This window comes from Pediococcus argentinicus (genome assembly GCF_001437605.1).
Lineage (GTDB): Bacteria > Bacillota > Bacilli > Lactobacillales > Lactobacillaceae > Pediococcus > Pediococcus argentinicus.
On the sequence record NZ_JQCQ01000001.1, the window covers coordinates 72,261 to 87,077 of the forward strand.

Consider the following 14,817-nt stretch of genomic DNA (forward strand, 5'->3'; position numbering starts at 1 on the left):
ATGATTACGATTAGAGCTATTCGTTTTTTTGATTTAAAACAAGCTCGGAGACCCAAAATAATTTCAAATCTATTGCGTGGAAAACAAACAGTTTCGACGCTTTTTTGGGGTCTTCAATATAATTTGTTAAATTGGTTAAGCTTTGATCTTGGATTCAATGAACAAGACTTTTTAAGAACTTTATCAAAGTCTGTAAATAAAGGTTATTTGACCGTTAAAGATGATGAGTATCTACTTACACCACTTGGTAGCCAACTAATAGCTTCAGTGAGCACGGTGGTTCCTAGCGGCTTTCAGGCACAGCTAAACCAATATCTTTGGCGTTCTAGTTTAACATTGGCTATTCAGATAATATCTCAGTATCAACACCAGAATAATAAGTATATTCCGATTCAAGCTGACGAACAGACCACTTTTATTGTTAAGAAATGGTTTATTAAAAATAAAAATGCGGACATAATTACTACTTTTAAAGATGAATTAATACAGGTTGGAAATCAACTGAGTCATGATGATGCCAATTTATTTTTCAATTTGCTCGTCGGTTATAACGAAGACGGACTAACCACGGATCAGTTTTCTAAGATTCTAATGATTGAACCTTGGATCATCGAGGAAAGAATTAATATTATTTTTAGTAGAATTGGTCAAATTGTAAAAGATTCGAATTTATCTCTTTTAAATCAACTGTTGTTATCAACATTGTCTAATACAAAACTAACGCATAGTGCTGAGCTGACATGGCAACTAATTAGTAATCAAAATCGTACGGTAGCAGAAATTGCCAATATGCGAAGAATAAAAACTGGCACGGTTCAAGAGCATATCTTAATGTCAGTTATTTTAGTGTCCGATTTTAATTATCATCCTGAAAACATTACTGAAGATATTATTAAGGATGTGCAAGCTTTGGAAATAGCGCCTAGTCAGTGGTCCATTGAGGATTTTAATGCAAAGTATGGCAATTTATCTTTTTTTGAATTTCGCTTACTACAAATTACAGAGACCCAAAGGAGGAGACTAAATGACTGAAGTTAATTTTAGCCAAGTTTTGAAAGAAAAATTTGGATTTAGTCAATTCAGAGAGGGACAGTTAGAGATATTAGAATCACTGAGTAAACAGCAAGATACGCTGGCAATTTTACCCACGGGAAGTGGAAAGTCTTTAATTTATCAGATGTACGGTTTTACTTCGAATCAAAGAGTATTAATTGTGACTCCGTTACTATCGCTAATACAAGATCAAATTGGTCGTTTACAGTTACTTGGGGAGAAGAAGGTTACTGAATTGAGTTCTCGGCAAACATTGCCTGAACAAGAGCGTGTGCTGAATAATTTACAGAAATTTCAATTTATTTTTACCTCCCCAGAAACCTTACAAAAAGATAATGTAAGACAGGCTCTGAAAACGGTAGGAATCGGTTTATTAGTGATCGATGAAGCTCATTGCATTGTTCAGTGGGGAAAATCATTTCGTCCCGATTATTTAAAGCTAGGTGAGGTTCGAAAGTATTTAGGAAAGCCGACTACATTAATGTTAACGGCCACTGCATCTAAAAAGACTCGTGCTGGAATATTAAAGTATATGAATTTAGACAGTGGAAATGTAAACGAATTTATTACATCAGTAGATCGTCCAAATATCTATCTTGGATTTAAAATATTTGATCCTTCCGAAAGTAAATTAGACTATTTATTAGAATTATTGCCAACACTGCCTAGTGGAGGAATTATTTATTTTTCAAGTCGCAAGGCTGCAAATCAAGTCAGTGATTTAATTAGCAATCAACTAGGATTAAGGGTGGCTCCGTATCATGCGGGGATGTCTAATTACGAACGTCACCAAATCCAAAGTCAATTTGCGAATAATCGTTTAGACTTAATCTGTGCTACCAGTGCATTTGGAATGGGGATCGATAAGGATAATATTCGATATGTAGTTCATTTCCATATGCCAGGTGATATTGAGAGCTACGTTCAAGAAATTGGTCGAGCGGGTCGTGATGGTCAACCCAGTGCGGCAATTATGCTATATCAGTTGGGTGATGAGAAGGTTCCAAGTTTATTGAATAATTTTTCAATTCCTTCTGAGGAAATGATTGATCAATATTTTGAAGGTAACAATCAAGGAAGTTCAGATCGAAATCTTGTACAGTTTTACCAACAAAATGGGCTAAAAGCTGATCAAATAAAAAATTTATTTCAACAACAACATTTACAGAAAAAAGATGAGCTCGCTGAGATGCTACACCTCGTAAATGAAAAAGGATGTCATCGTCAGTATTTGCTACAACATTTCGATCAAGAGTTCAACCAGCATGATGATAATTGTTGTGGAGGAATGGAACATTTGCCTACTTTCCCCAAGAATGAAAATGCTGATTCGAAGGTCTTTAAAATGATTGACTGGCAAGAAAAAATAAATTCACTTTTTAATTAATATAAGTTCACGTGTAAATCTGGTTTTTTTATGATTTATACGCTAAAATACATAACCGATAGTATTAAGGGAAAGGATAAGATTATGGCAAAGAAAGATAATAATTTGTGGGACAAAAACTTTGATGGAGATAAAAAAGATACCTCTAAAGAAACGGAGGGATTATCTCGACAAAGCTTCCAGAAAAAATCTCGTGGATCACGTAGTATGGTTCTAATTTTAGCATCAGTGATTGCCCTTTTTGCAGCTGCCTCAGTGGTTGTATTTATGATGAACCGTGGCGACTTTAATCAGGCATCCAATCCCAAAACTGAAGTTGCTCAGTCATCTAAGAGTAGCAAGAGTGATAGTGATAGTAAAAGTAGTTCTGATAGTTCGAAATCAAGTGCAGATAAACAATCTGAGAAGGCCGAATCAGAGTCAAAAGGCTCAGAATCTGAGTCCAAAGCTTCTGCAAAAAAAGATAGTGAATCAGTGAAGAAGCAAAAGGAAGCTGCTGATAAGCAATCTATGGCTGCCAAGAAAGAAACAGATCAACAACAAACTCAAAAAGACAATAACAGTCAAAGTAACAGTAGTAATTCAACTAATAATGCGTCAGGTAAATATGCAACTGTTCAAGCTGGCCAAGGTGTTTACCGTGTAGCTGTTAACAACGGTATTTCGGTTCAACAATTGTTAGAAATGAATGGTTTAACTAGTTCATCAGATATCCAACCTGGACAACAACTAAGAGTAAAATAATTTATGGAGAGTTCAAAAATGAAAAAATTACAGATTGCGATTGATGGACCCGCATCAGCCGGAAAAAGTACTGTTGCAAAAATTGTTGCTAATAAATTGAGTTATATTTACTGTGATACGGGTGCTATGTATCGTTCGGTTACTTTTAAAGCACTTCAAAATCACATTGACTTGAATGATGAATCAGCCATTGTAAAAATGCTTGAAGATACTGAGATTAGTTTTGCCCCAGGTAATCCAGTTCAAAAAGTTTTTATTGATGGTAATGAAATTACTGATGATATTCGAACACCGGAAGTTACAAATTCAGTATCAACAGTAGCTGCATTAAAAGAAGTTCGTTCGATTTTAACTGATCGTCAACGCGATATTGCTGGTAAAGGTGGTATTGTAATGGATGGTCGCGATATTGGTAGTGCTGTTTTACCCAATGCTGAAGTGAAAATCTTCTTGATTGCCAGTGTTGACGAACGTGCTGAACGTAGATTTAAAGAAAATCAACAAAAGGGTATTAAAACTAGTTTAGAAACTTTGAAAAAAGAAATCGAAGTTCGAGATCATAAAGATTCAACTAGAAAAGTTTCACCATTAACTAAAGCTAGCGATGCTATTGAAGTTGATACTACTTCAATGGGTATCGATGATGTGGTTAATAAAATATTAGAAATTGTCGAAAATGTAAGAAATTAGCACTTACTGATGAAATAAACTAGCTTTTCAGTCAGTTTTTAGATATTATGTACTTATAAGTGCTGTTGAAGGGGGACTATTCGGATGACCGAAAATGATAATAATCAAAACAGTGATTTACTCAACGCAATTAATAGCGTTGAAGAAGTAAAAATTGGTGACGTAGTTACAGGAGAGGTTTTAGATATTGATGATGACCGTCAGTTAATCGTTGGTATTCAAGGCGCAGGTGTCGAAGGTGTTGTTCCACTTCGTGAACTCTCTACTCAACACGTCGATAATATTAGTGATATTGCTAAGATCGGTGACGAGATGGAACTTGTTGTTGTTTCTCGTATCGGTAATGATAAAGAAGGTGGTAGTTACTTACTATCACGCAAGCGAGTTCAAGCACGCGAAGTCTGGAAAGATATCGAAGCAAAAGCTGCTAACGACGAAGTTCTTGAAGTACCCGTTACACAAGTTGTTAAGGGTGGTTTAGTTGTTGACGCTGGCGTTCGTGGATTTATTCCTGCTTCAATGATTGAGAATCGTTTCGTTGATGATTTAAATGCTTACAAGGGGCAAACTCTTAAAGTTAAGATCATCGAAGTTAAACCTGAAGAAAATCGTTTGATCTTGTCTCACAAGGCAATCTTAAACGCAGAACGTGCTGAAAAACGTGCTGAAGTACTTAGCTCAATCAACGTCGGCGATGTTGTTGAAGGTAAGGTAGCTCGTTTAACAAACTTTGGTGCTTTCGTAGACCTTGGTGGTGTTGACGGACTTGTTCACATTTCAGAAATTGCTTACGAACGTGTAAACAAGCCTTCTGACATTCTTAAGGTTGGTGAAGAAGTTAAGGTTAAAGTTCTTGCAATTGATGAAGACAAAGACCGTATTTCACTTTCAATTAAGCAAACACAACCAGGACCATGGGATAATATTGCTGAAAAAGCACCTGCTGGATCAGTTCTTGATGGTACTGTAAAACGTTTGACAGACTTTGGTGCATTTGTTGAAGTATTCCCTGGTGTTGAAGGATTAGTTCACATTTCACAAATTTCTCACAAACATGTTGCTACACCAGGAGATGTTCTTAAATCTGGTGAAAGCGTCAAGGTTAAAGTATTAGAAGTTAACCCTGAAGATCGTCGTTTGGCACTTTCAATTAAAGCTTTAGAAGAAGCACCAGCTGACTCTAAAGAACAAAGTAACCACAACGAATCAGTTAACTTTAAGAATGATGCTCCTGAAGAAGAAACAGGATTCACTTTAGGCGACATCATTGGTAAAGATCTTAAAGATAACGACAACAACTAATATAGATATTTCAGACAAAGGGGGTTAGTTTAACTCCCTTTGTTTTAGTAGAGAGGTAATTTTATGAGTAATCCAACTGTTGCAATAGTTGGTCGACCAAATGTTGGTAAATCAACAATCTTTAATCGTATTGCTGGAGAAAGAATATCAATTGTAGAAGATACTCCCGGAGTAACTCGAGATCGTATTTATACACACACAGAATGGTTAGGAAAACCATTCAATTTGATTGATACCGGTGGTATTCAAATTGGTGACGAACCATTTTTGCAAGAGATTAAAGACCAAGCTGAGCTAGCCATTGATGAGGCTGACGTTATTATCTTTTTGGTTAGTGTAAAAGAAGGTATTAGTGATGCTGATGAAGCAGTTGCTAAAATTCTTTATCGAGCTGACAAGCCAGTTATTTTGGCCGTTAATAAAGTTGATAATGTCGAATTAAGGCAAGATATTTATGATTTTTATAGCCTTGGCTTTGGCGATCCATATCCATTATCTGGTAGTCATGGGCTTGGATTAGGAGATTTATTGGATGCAGTTATCAGTCACTTTCCAGAACACGAAGTTGACGAGGAAGATAGTGCAATTCGTTTTAGTTTGATTGGTCGGCCTAATGTTGGTAAGTCTTCACTTGTGAATGCAATTTTGGGAGAGAATCGAGTGATTGTTTCTGATATTGCTGGTACGACCCGTGATGCAATCGATACACGTTTTACTAACGATGATAGTGAATTCGTGATGGTTGATACAGCTGGTATGCGTAAACGTGGTAAGGTTTATGAAAACACTGAACGTTATAGCGTGATGCGTGCTATGAAAGCTATTGACAACAGTGATGTTGTTTTAATGGTTTTAAATGCCGAAGAAGGAATTCGCGAACAAGATAAAAGAATCGCGGGTTATGCTCATGAAGCAGGACGCGGTATTATCATTGTAGTTAATAAATGGGATACGCTGAAGAAAGATAATCATACACTTCATGAATTTGAAGAAGGAATTCGTGAACAATTTGTTTATCTAAGCTATGCACCCATTGTATTCGTATCGGCTTTAACAAAACAAAGATTGTCAAATCTACCAGCCTTAATTAAAGAAGTGAATACTAATCACGAACGACGTGTACAATCATCTGCTCTTAACGATGTTATTATGGATGCGATTGCTGTTAATCCAACACCTAGTGATAACGGAAAACGTCTTCGTATTTATTACGCAACTCAAGTAAGTACGGCACCACCAACATTTGTTATTTTTGTGAATGATCCAGATTTAATGCATTTTTCATATGAACGTTTCTTAGAGAATAGAATTCGCGAAGCCTTTGATTTTAAAGGAACTCCGGTCCATTTGATAGAAAGACACCGAAAATAGTTATAAATTGCGATAATTTGGTTCAAAAAGCGTGAAAAAGCTTGCCACAACGCTGTTTCTATGATATATTTCAACATGAAATGATGCCGTTAGGGGTTATTATTTCGTCGTTTTTGGACCACTCAAGAATGACACCGTTAATATTATGAAAGTAATGTTAACTTTAATCTCTTATAGGAGGTGAAACACATGGCAAACAAAGCAGAATTAGTTGACAACGTTGCAAAGAAAACTGGTTTAACCAAGAAGGATGCAACAGCAGCTGTTGACGCTGTATTTGGCTCAGTTCAAGACAACTTGAAGAAGGGCGAAAAAGTTCAATTGATCGGTTTTGGTACTTTTGAAGTACGTTCTCGCGCAGCTCGTAAGGGCCGCAACCCACAAACCGGTAAAGAAATCGAAATCCCTGCAAGCAAGGTTCCAGCCTTCAAACCAGGTAAAGCATTGAAAGATGCAGTTAAATAATGGTTTCTGAACTTTTGATCAGCATAGCTTTTGTTATGCTGGTCTTTTTGTTTGCTATGAGGTAATAAAATGGACAAAACATATTCAGAACGAATGTTAGATGCTCTAGAATCCGGTAATATTGACGAATCCAACCGTTTATTTGGATGGGCCTTACGTAAAGATGATTCAGAAATTCTTTATAATTTAGCAGAGGAGCTTTATGGACTTGGATTTGATGGAAAAGCTTTGAGAATTTATCAAAAGCTTAGTCAAGAATTTCCTGAAGACGGAGAATTGTATGTTGCAATGGCTGATATCGAAATTGGTCAAGGCAAAAATGATGAAGCACTTGAACATTTAAAACAAGTTTCCGAAGACTCAGACGCATATTTATCGGCGTTAATGGTAGAAGCCGATTTATATCAAACAGAAGAGCTTTATGAAGCTTCTGAAACAAAACTATTAACTGCCTATGAAATTGCACCAGAAGAGCCGGCTGTCATTGTTGCTTTGGGTGAGTTATATAATTTATTGCAAGACTATCCTAGGGCCGTAAAATACTATTTAGAGCTCATTAAAATGGGTATCCCTAGCTTTGCTAAGATTAATGTTGTAGAACGCTTAGCTGTTGCATATGGTGCTTCTGGTAAGTTTGAAACAGCTATTGCTTATTTTGATCAGATTCATGATGAAGATTTAACACCAGATATTTTATTCCAGAAGGGACTAACTTATCTACAATTGAAGGATACTGAGCATGCGCAATCTACTTTTGAACGAGTAATTGAGATGGATTCTAATTATGCTTCAGCTTATCCATATCTGATTCAAACCCATGCGGACCTTGAACAGTGGTCGGATGCACTTAAAGTTGCGCAAACTGGTTTGGGAGTTGACAGTTACAACGTTGACTTATTCCTTCTTGCTGCTACTATGGCAGAACACCAACAAGAAGATGAATTAGTTCAGAAATATCTTGAAACTGCTCACCAGGTGGATTCAGAGAATGTTACTGTCATTATCCGACTAGCTTCTTTCTACAATCGTATTGATCAGTTTGCTAAAACAATTGATTTATTAAATGGTACTGAAATTGATGATCCTCAAGTGAATTGGTATTATGGCGTTGCACTATGGAAGTCTGAACAATTTGAACCAGCTGCAAAGCATTTTAAAAATGCAAGTGTGGAACTTCAAGATAATGTGGAATTTTTGAAAGACTATTATAATTTCTTACGCGAAAACGGCGATATAGAACTAGCAGTGTCGATTCTCCGTTCCTACATTAGCCTGAACCCGACTGATTCAGAAATGCAAGAAAATCTAGAATTTTATGAAGAGCAGGGATATTAAAATCATGAATGATAATTATAAATTAAAAGATTGGGCTCCTAAGTTTAATAAAAAAGGCGCAGAATTAATGCGTTCAATGCATGTTCATTTTGATAACCAAAACGATGGTCAAGAATTCCAGCAAATTGATTTTAATAATCAACAAGAATTTTTAAAAAATAATTTAACCAAAACATATCAAATTAAACTTCTTACTAGTTTTAATGAACGCTGTGTATGGGCTGTAGTTGGGAAAAGTAAGGATAATTCGAAATATTTTTGGGCCATTGATCGCCAATTTGAATCAGAAATTTCAGTTGACCAACTCAAGAAATTGTTTAGCTAACATGTTATAGTTGTAGATACATTAACTTAAGGAGTGACAGTATGGCTAATTCAATTTATCTAGCAGCACCATTTTTTAGTGAAACCCAGATTGAACGGGTGAAAGAAGTTCAAAGCTTACTTAAACAGAATTCAACCGTCGATTCTGATAATATTTTTGTTCCAATGGAGCATCAAATGGAAAGTGAAGAATTTGGTTCATTTCCATGGCAAGTTGGAGTTTTCGAAAGTGATGTCAGACAGGTCCGAACAGCTGATGCAGTGGTTGCAATTTTAGACTACGAAAAGAACGGCGATGAAATCTTATCTGATAGTGGAACAGTTTTTGAAGTCGGTATGGCTTATGAGCACGGTGTTCCCGTTATCTTCATCCAATTTGATAAGGCCGGTAAGATGAATTTAATGCTGGCTCGAAGCTATGCAGCATGTTTTAGTGGTGATGATGTGAAGAAGTTAGCATCATACAACTTTGATGAATTACCAACTGTTTTTTCAAAATTAGAAGTATTTTAAATTTAAAAGTGGTATTTAGCCGAATTGAATCGGTTAAATGCCACTTTTATTTATTATCCAATTTTTTTACCGGTCGGTGAGTCGTACGTAAATCCTTCACCAATTGCTTCGTGAACATCTAGAATAGAAGTAAATGCTTTAGGATCAATTCGATCGATAATTCGTTTAGCAACGTTTAGTTCATTTGGACCAATAACACAGTAGACCATTTCGCGCTCCTCGTGAGAGTAAGCACCTTGCATATGCAGGAATGTAGCTCCGCGTTCTAGTTCATCCATCAATGCTTGTGCAATCTGTTCATTATGCGGACTGATGATTAGCAATCCTCGAGCAGTGTAAGCACCAACTTGAGTAAAGGTTACGATTCTTGAGAAAACGTAGGCTGCTAATAGTGTATACATCATGTGTAAGACATCAATATAGCAAAGCGAAATAGTTAGAACGACAGCATCGAGAGCAAATAAAGTACGACCCATTGGAATGCCACGTCTCTTTTCAAAGATTCTGGCAATGACGTCAGTTCCACCAGTTGTACCGCCAAAACGATAAACAACACCGCTACCAAATCCACCAGCAAGTCCCGCTAATATACCAGCGATAAACATATCGTGATGAATATCTAAGCTGATAGGGACTCGTTGCCAAACGTAGAGCCAAAATGAAAGCATGAATGTTCCATAAATAGTGTAGATTAAGGCGCGTTTACCTAGGAACCGATATCCAATTAAAATTAAAGGAATATTAATTGCGATGGTTGAGAAGGCTGGGTCAATTTTTAAAAGTGCCCTGATAATCAAAGTTATCCCGGTTACGCCACCCTCAGCCAAATTATTTGGAATATTAACTACGGCTAAACCCAAACCATATAAACAACATCCCAAAGCAATCATAAGAAAATCTATTAATCTCAAAGATTCATCTCGTTGCATCTTATTTACCTCCAACTAAGTCAACTGGATTAATGATACCATATAGAAAGCATTTAATTTGTGACTTTGATTTGGTACTATTAATTAATTAGGAGGGACGCAAATTGCAAATACAAAAAATGCCACATGAATTTGAAATGGCGCGACCAATTTTAAGAAAAATTGAAGAGGCTGGTTTTGAAGCTTATTTTGTGGGCGGTAGTGTCCGAGATACAGTATTAAACAAGAAAATTCATGATGTTGATATTGCAACGAGTGCATATCCCGAAGAAATCAAAGGACTATTTCAGCGAACCGTTGATACAGGTATCAAACATGGTACTGTGATGGTTTTGGACGGTTCTGAAAGTTATGAAATTACTACTTTTAGAACAGAAAGTGGCTATCAAGACTTTAGACGACCAGACCACGTTACTTTTGTGAGATCTTTATCTGAAGATTTAAAAAGAAGAGATTTTACTATTAACGCGTTAGCTCTAAAGGAAGACGGCACAATTATTGATCTTTTTAATGGTCTTTCTGATTTAGAGCAACATCTAATTAAAGCTGTTGGAGATCCTGAAGAACGTTTTAATGAAGATGCATTACGTATGATGCGGGCCGTTAGATTTGCCAGCCAATTAAACTTCTCTATTGAAGAAGCCACTCAAAAAGCAATCTTAGACCATGCACCACTATTGAAAAAAATTGCGGTGGAACGAATTCAAGTTGAATTTGAAAAGCTTTTAATGGGCCAGCAACCTCAATTAGGAATTCAGACAATGTTGGACACAAATCTTGATCAGTATTGTCCCGACTCGATTTCTTTACAGGAGTCTCTCAAGCAAATGGTTCAAATTAACCAATTAAAATTAGATTCGATTGAAGCAGCTTGGGTTATGGTTGGTTGGTATCCCAACTTATCAAATGAACAATTGCAAAAATTATTGAAGGATTGGAAATTACCCAATAGCCTAATTAAAACCGTTGAATATACTATTCAGCTATTGCAAATGCTTCAAGATGAAATGATTGATCAAGAATTAATTTTTAATGCTGGAGAAGATAATGTTAGATTAGCGAGTCAAATTGCTCTGTTATTGGACATCTCGGACTTGGATATTATTAATCAATATCAAATGCTACCAATCAAGAGTGGAAAGGAACTCGCTGTAACAGGTGGCGAACTGATTAAACTCAAGTTAATTCAACCGGGTCCTAAATTAGGCCTATTATTAAACGATTTAAAAAAGGTTGTTATTCATAATCAAGTTAAGAACACTCAAGATGACTTAGTTGAGTACGTCAAAAAATGGAAAGAACAATAAAATGCAAACACTAAATGCCGAAAGTATTACTAAAACTTATGGTGAAAAGACTCTATTTAAAGATTTAACTTTTACCATCAATGAACATGATCGAATTGGTTTGATTGGAACGAACGGAACTGGTAAAACAAGTTTACTGAACGCAATTACAAATTTGGACCCAGCTGATTCAGGTAGTATTGATGTTCCTAAAGATTACCGAATTGCCTATCTACGTCAGTTACCCGAATTAGATACACAATTAACCATCAGACAAGCTATTTTTTCTGGATCTCAACCAATTTTTAAAACTATTCGTCACTATGAGGAAATCTTAGATCAGTATTCATTAAATCCAGAATCAAGTGATTTACTGGATCAATTCACTAAAGCCGAAGCTGCAATGAACGAGCAAGACGCTTGGAATGTGGAAAGTGATATCAAAACTATTTTGACTCAATTACACATCAATGATTTAACCCCAAAGATAAGTGAATTATCTGGTGGACAGGTTAAACGTGTTGCTCTAGCACAAGTTTTGATTGAGACTCCTGATTTATTGATTTTAGACGAACCAACTAATCATCTTGATTTTGACTCAATCGAATGGTTAGAAGAGTACTTAGCTAGCTATAAAGGGGCACTCTTATTGGTGACGCATGATCGTTACTTTTTGGATCGAATAACTAACCATATTTGGGAGCTTAGTTTTGGCGATTTATTTGAGTATGAAGGAAATTATCAAACTTACGTTGAACAAAAGGCAACTAGAATTGAGCAGGATAACGCATCTAAGCAAAAGGAAAATAAACTATACAAGCAAGAACTAGAATGGATGCATCGCGGTCCTCAAGGACGTGGGACTAAACAACAGGCTCGAATTAATCGTTTCAATGATTTATCCAAGAATGTTAAAAAGCCAGAACAGATTGAAGGGAATGTTCAAATTGATTTAGGACAACGTCGACTTGGAAAAAAGGTCATCGAATTTAAAGATGTGAGTTTACAAGTTGGAAATCACCAAATTCTTAATGATTTTTCTGAATTGATTCAAGCTGATGATCGAATTGGTATAACAGGTATTAATGGGGCTGGAAAATCTAGTTTCTTGAATGCAATTGCTGGTAAAATTCCACTTGAAGCAGGTACAATTGATATTGGTGAAACTGTTCATTTGGGATACTATACGCAACAAACTGAACCGATTCCTGAAGATATGCGAATGATTAATTATCTAACTGAAATTGGTGAAGAAGTTGTAAATAACCGTGGTGAACGTGTAAGTGTCACCAACTTACTGGAACAATTTCTCTTTCCACGCTTTATGCATGGAACTTTGATTAGAAAACTATCTGGAGGAGAAAAGAGAAGACTATTCTTGATTCGAATCCTGATGGAACAACCTAATGTTTTATTGCTGGATGAACCAACAAATGATTTAGATATTGCTACATTGACAGTATTAGAGGACTATCTATCAACCTTTAATGGGACAGTAATCACGGTTTCTCATGATCGTTATTTCTTAGATAAAGTTGGACGTCGACTTTTGATATTTAACGGTGAAGGTTCAATCGAACGTTATCAAGGTCAATTATCGGATTATTTAAGTGAACAAAAGGTTTCTAAAGGCAAAGCAAAAGAAAACCCAGAATCGAGTGTTGAGCCTAAAAACACAGTGGTAAAAAAAGCGCGCCCGAAAAAGAGAACGTATACGGAACAACAGGAATGGGCAACCATTGAGTCAGAAATTGATAAGTTAGAACAGCAAGTCGAGTCTCTCCAAAATGAGATGAATAATCAGACCGATGATTACGGCAAATTGGCTGATTTGCAAAAGCAATTAGATGACGCAAATACAGAATTAGATCAAAAGATGGAACGTTGGGACTATTTAGCCAGTTTTGAACAATAGGAGGCACCATATGTTAGAAGATGCATATTTAGATTTAGAAAGATTTGTCTTTGAACACGGTACGCAAAAAGGTGACCGAACAAATACAGGTACTTTGAGCACGTTTGGATATCAAATGCGTTTTAATTTAGAAGAAGGCTTTCCACTTTTAACAACTAAAAAAGTACCCTTTGGTTTAATCAAAAGTGAGTTGCTGTGGTTTTTAAAAGGTGATACTAATATTAGATATTTACTTCAACATAATAATCATATTTGGGATGAATGGGCTTTTAAGAAGTGGATTGAAAGTGACGAATATACTGGCCCAGATATGACAGACTTTGGTCATCGTGCAACAACTGATCCAGAATTTAATAAAGAATATCAAATTCAGAAAAAAGATTTTGATCAACGTATTTTAAATGATGATGATTTTTCTAAGAAATATGGAGATTTGGGAAACGTTTATGGCAGTCAATGGCGTGCCTGGAAAACGAGTACAGGAGAAACGATTGATCAAATCAGTGATGTAATTGAAATGATCAAAAATAATCCTGACTCAAGACGTATGATTGTCTCGGCATGGAATCCAGAGGATGTACCATCAATGGCTCTCCCTCCATGTCATACTATGTTTCAATTTTATGTAGCTGATGGAAAATTGAGTTGTCAGCTATATCAAAGAAGTGCGGATATCTTCCTTGGAGTGCCTTTCAACATTGCAAGTTACGCACTATTAACTGAAATGATTGCAAAAGCAACTGGATTAAAGCCGGGCACATTTGTTCATACATTAGGGGATGCACATATATACTCTAATCATATGGAACAAGTTAAAGAACAGCTTTCGAGAACACCTAACCAAGCACCTAAATTAGTGTTTGTAAATAGTCATGAAAATATTTTTGATTATGATGTTGATGACATCAAGCTTGAAGGCTATGAGCCACAAGCTGCAATTAAGGCTCCGGTAGCTGTTTAAGAGGTATTTATAATGTTAACAATGATATGGGCAGAAGATTTAAAGCACGGCATTGGTAAAGATGGCAAAATCCCATGGCATATTCCTGATGATGTTAAATTCTTTAAGGAACAGACTATCGGAAATACTGTTATTATGGGGCGCAAGACATTTGACTCAATTGGTAAGCCACTACCGAGACGTCAGAATATAGTTTTAACACATCATAAAAATGATTTGCCAGAAACGGTTGTAGCATACGATGATTTTGGTGCTGTTACTGATTTAATTAATAATAATCAAGAACAGCACTTTATAATTATTGGTGGTCAAGCCATATACCAAAAATTCATTGAGCAATCTGATCAGCTTTTGGTAACTAAAGTAAACCAAGACTTTAAATGTGACACATTTGCTCCTGCTATCCCCGATAGCTTTAAAAAGAGTAAATCTGTAACTGTTCTATCAGAAGGCTCGGTTCCGGAACATACCTTTGAAACATGGGTAAAATAAATAATTTAAGACCATAACTTTTCTGAAAGTTATGACTATCTTTGATATAA

At 36.0% G+C, this 14,817-nt stretch carries 15 protein-coding genes; 14 read left to right on the forward strand and 1 reads right to left on the reverse strand.

The window, feature by feature from the left end:
* The 10 genes from IV88_RS00340 to IV88_RS00385 all read left to right on the forward strand — a co-directional run bounded on the left by IV88_RS00340 (position 1) and on the right by IV88_RS00385 (position 9,184).
* Entirely contained in the window at positions 1 to 1,032 is a 1,032-nt protein-coding gene (locus IV88_RS00340; RefSeq protein WP_057797559.1) for a helix-turn-helix domain-containing protein, read from the forward strand.
* Positions 1,025 to 2,440, forward strand: a complete 1,416-nt coding sequence (locus IV88_RS00345) for a RecQ family ATP-dependent DNA helicase (protein ID WP_057797560.1) — start codon at positions 1,025 to 1,027, stop codon at positions 2,438 to 2,440. Before IV88_RS00340 ends, IV88_RS00345 begins: the two co-directional genes overlap by 8 nt.
* 84 nt (positions 2,441 to 2,524) lie before the next feature.
* Complete coding sequence (locus tag IV88_RS00350) at positions 2,525 to 3,184, forward strand: LysM peptidoglycan-binding domain-containing protein (RefSeq protein WP_057797562.1); 660 nt, start codon at positions 2,525 to 2,527, stop codon at positions 3,182 to 3,184.
* Between the two features lie 18 nt (positions 3,185 to 3,202).
* Positions 3,203 to 3,874: a (d)CMP kinase gene (cmk, locus tag IV88_RS00355; protein WP_057797565.1), complete on the forward strand. Its 672-nt coding sequence runs from the start codon at positions 3,203 to 3,205 to the stop codon at positions 3,872 to 3,874.
* A gap of 84 nt (positions 3,875 to 3,958) precedes the next feature.
* Positions 3,959 to 5,176, forward strand: a complete 1,218-nt coding sequence (gene rpsA, locus IV88_RS00360) for a 30S ribosomal protein S1 (RefSeq protein ID WP_057797566.1) — start codon at positions 3,959 to 3,961, stop codon at positions 5,174 to 5,176.
* Between the two features lie 63 nt (positions 5,177 to 5,239).
* Positions 5,240 to 6,547 (forward strand): ribosome biogenesis GTPase Der, encoded by a 1,308-nt coding sequence (der, locus tag IV88_RS00365; protein WP_057797568.1) that lies wholly within the window; start codon positions 5,240 to 5,242, stop codon positions 6,545 to 6,547.
* Between the two features lie 189 nt (positions 6,548 to 6,736).
* The gene (locus IV88_RS00370) at positions 6,737 to 7,012 is read left to right on the forward strand and encodes an HU family DNA-binding protein (RefSeq protein ID WP_057797570.1); all 276 of its coding nucleotides are present in this window, start codon (positions 6,737 to 6,739) and stop codon (positions 7,010 to 7,012) included.
* Positions 7,013 to 7,081: 69 nt separating this feature from the next.
* Positions 7,082 to 8,347, forward strand: a complete 1,266-nt coding sequence (locus IV88_RS00375; protein ID WP_057797573.1) for a tetratricopeptide repeat protein — start codon at positions 7,082 to 7,084, stop codon at positions 8,345 to 8,347.
* A gap of 4 nt (positions 8,348 to 8,351) precedes the next feature.
* Complete coding sequence (locus IV88_RS00380; protein ID WP_057797575.1) at positions 8,352 to 8,672, forward strand: hypothetical protein; 321 nt, start codon at positions 8,352 to 8,354, stop codon at positions 8,670 to 8,672.
* Between the two features lie 41 nt (positions 8,673 to 8,713).
* Entirely contained in the window at positions 8,714 to 9,184 is a 471-nt protein-coding gene (locus IV88_RS00385; protein WP_057797576.1) for a nucleoside 2-deoxyribosyltransferase, read from the forward strand.
* 53 nt (positions 9,185 to 9,237) lie between these two features.
* Here IV88_RS00385 and IV88_RS00390 read toward each other — a convergent pair whose 3' ends face one another.
* Entirely contained in the window at positions 9,238 to 10,113 is an 876-nt protein-coding gene (locus IV88_RS00390; protein ID WP_057797579.1) for a YitT family protein, read from the reverse strand.
* 104 nt (positions 10,114 to 10,217) lie between these two features.
* On the opposite strand from IV88_RS00390, the gene IV88_RS00395 reads away from it, so the two are divergent.
* From IV88_RS00395 to IV88_RS00410, 4 genes are read left to right on the forward strand one after another with little or no spacing between them, the layout of a single operon-like run.
* Complete coding sequence (locus IV88_RS00395; protein ID WP_057797581.1) at positions 10,218 to 11,420, forward strand: CCA tRNA nucleotidyltransferase; 1,203 nt, start codon at positions 10,218 to 10,220, stop codon at positions 11,418 to 11,420.
* Between the two features lies 1 nt (position 11,421).
* On the forward strand, positions 11,422 to 13,314 hold the full coding sequence (locus IV88_RS00400; RefSeq protein WP_057797583.1) for an ABC-F family ATP-binding cassette domain-containing protein: 1,893 nt from the start codon (positions 11,422 to 11,424) through the stop codon (positions 13,312 to 13,314).
* 10 nt (positions 13,315 to 13,324) lie between these two features.
* Complete coding sequence (locus tag IV88_RS00405; protein WP_057797584.1) at positions 13,325 to 14,275, forward strand: thymidylate synthase; 951 nt, start codon at positions 13,325 to 13,327, stop codon at positions 14,273 to 14,275.
* A gap of 12 nt (positions 14,276 to 14,287) precedes the next feature.
* On the forward strand, positions 14,288 to 14,767 hold the full coding sequence (locus tag IV88_RS00410; protein ID WP_083486798.1) for a dihydrofolate reductase: 480 nt from the start codon (positions 14,288 to 14,290) through the stop codon (positions 14,765 to 14,767).
* Positions 14,768 to 14,817 lie beyond the last annotated feature (50 nt).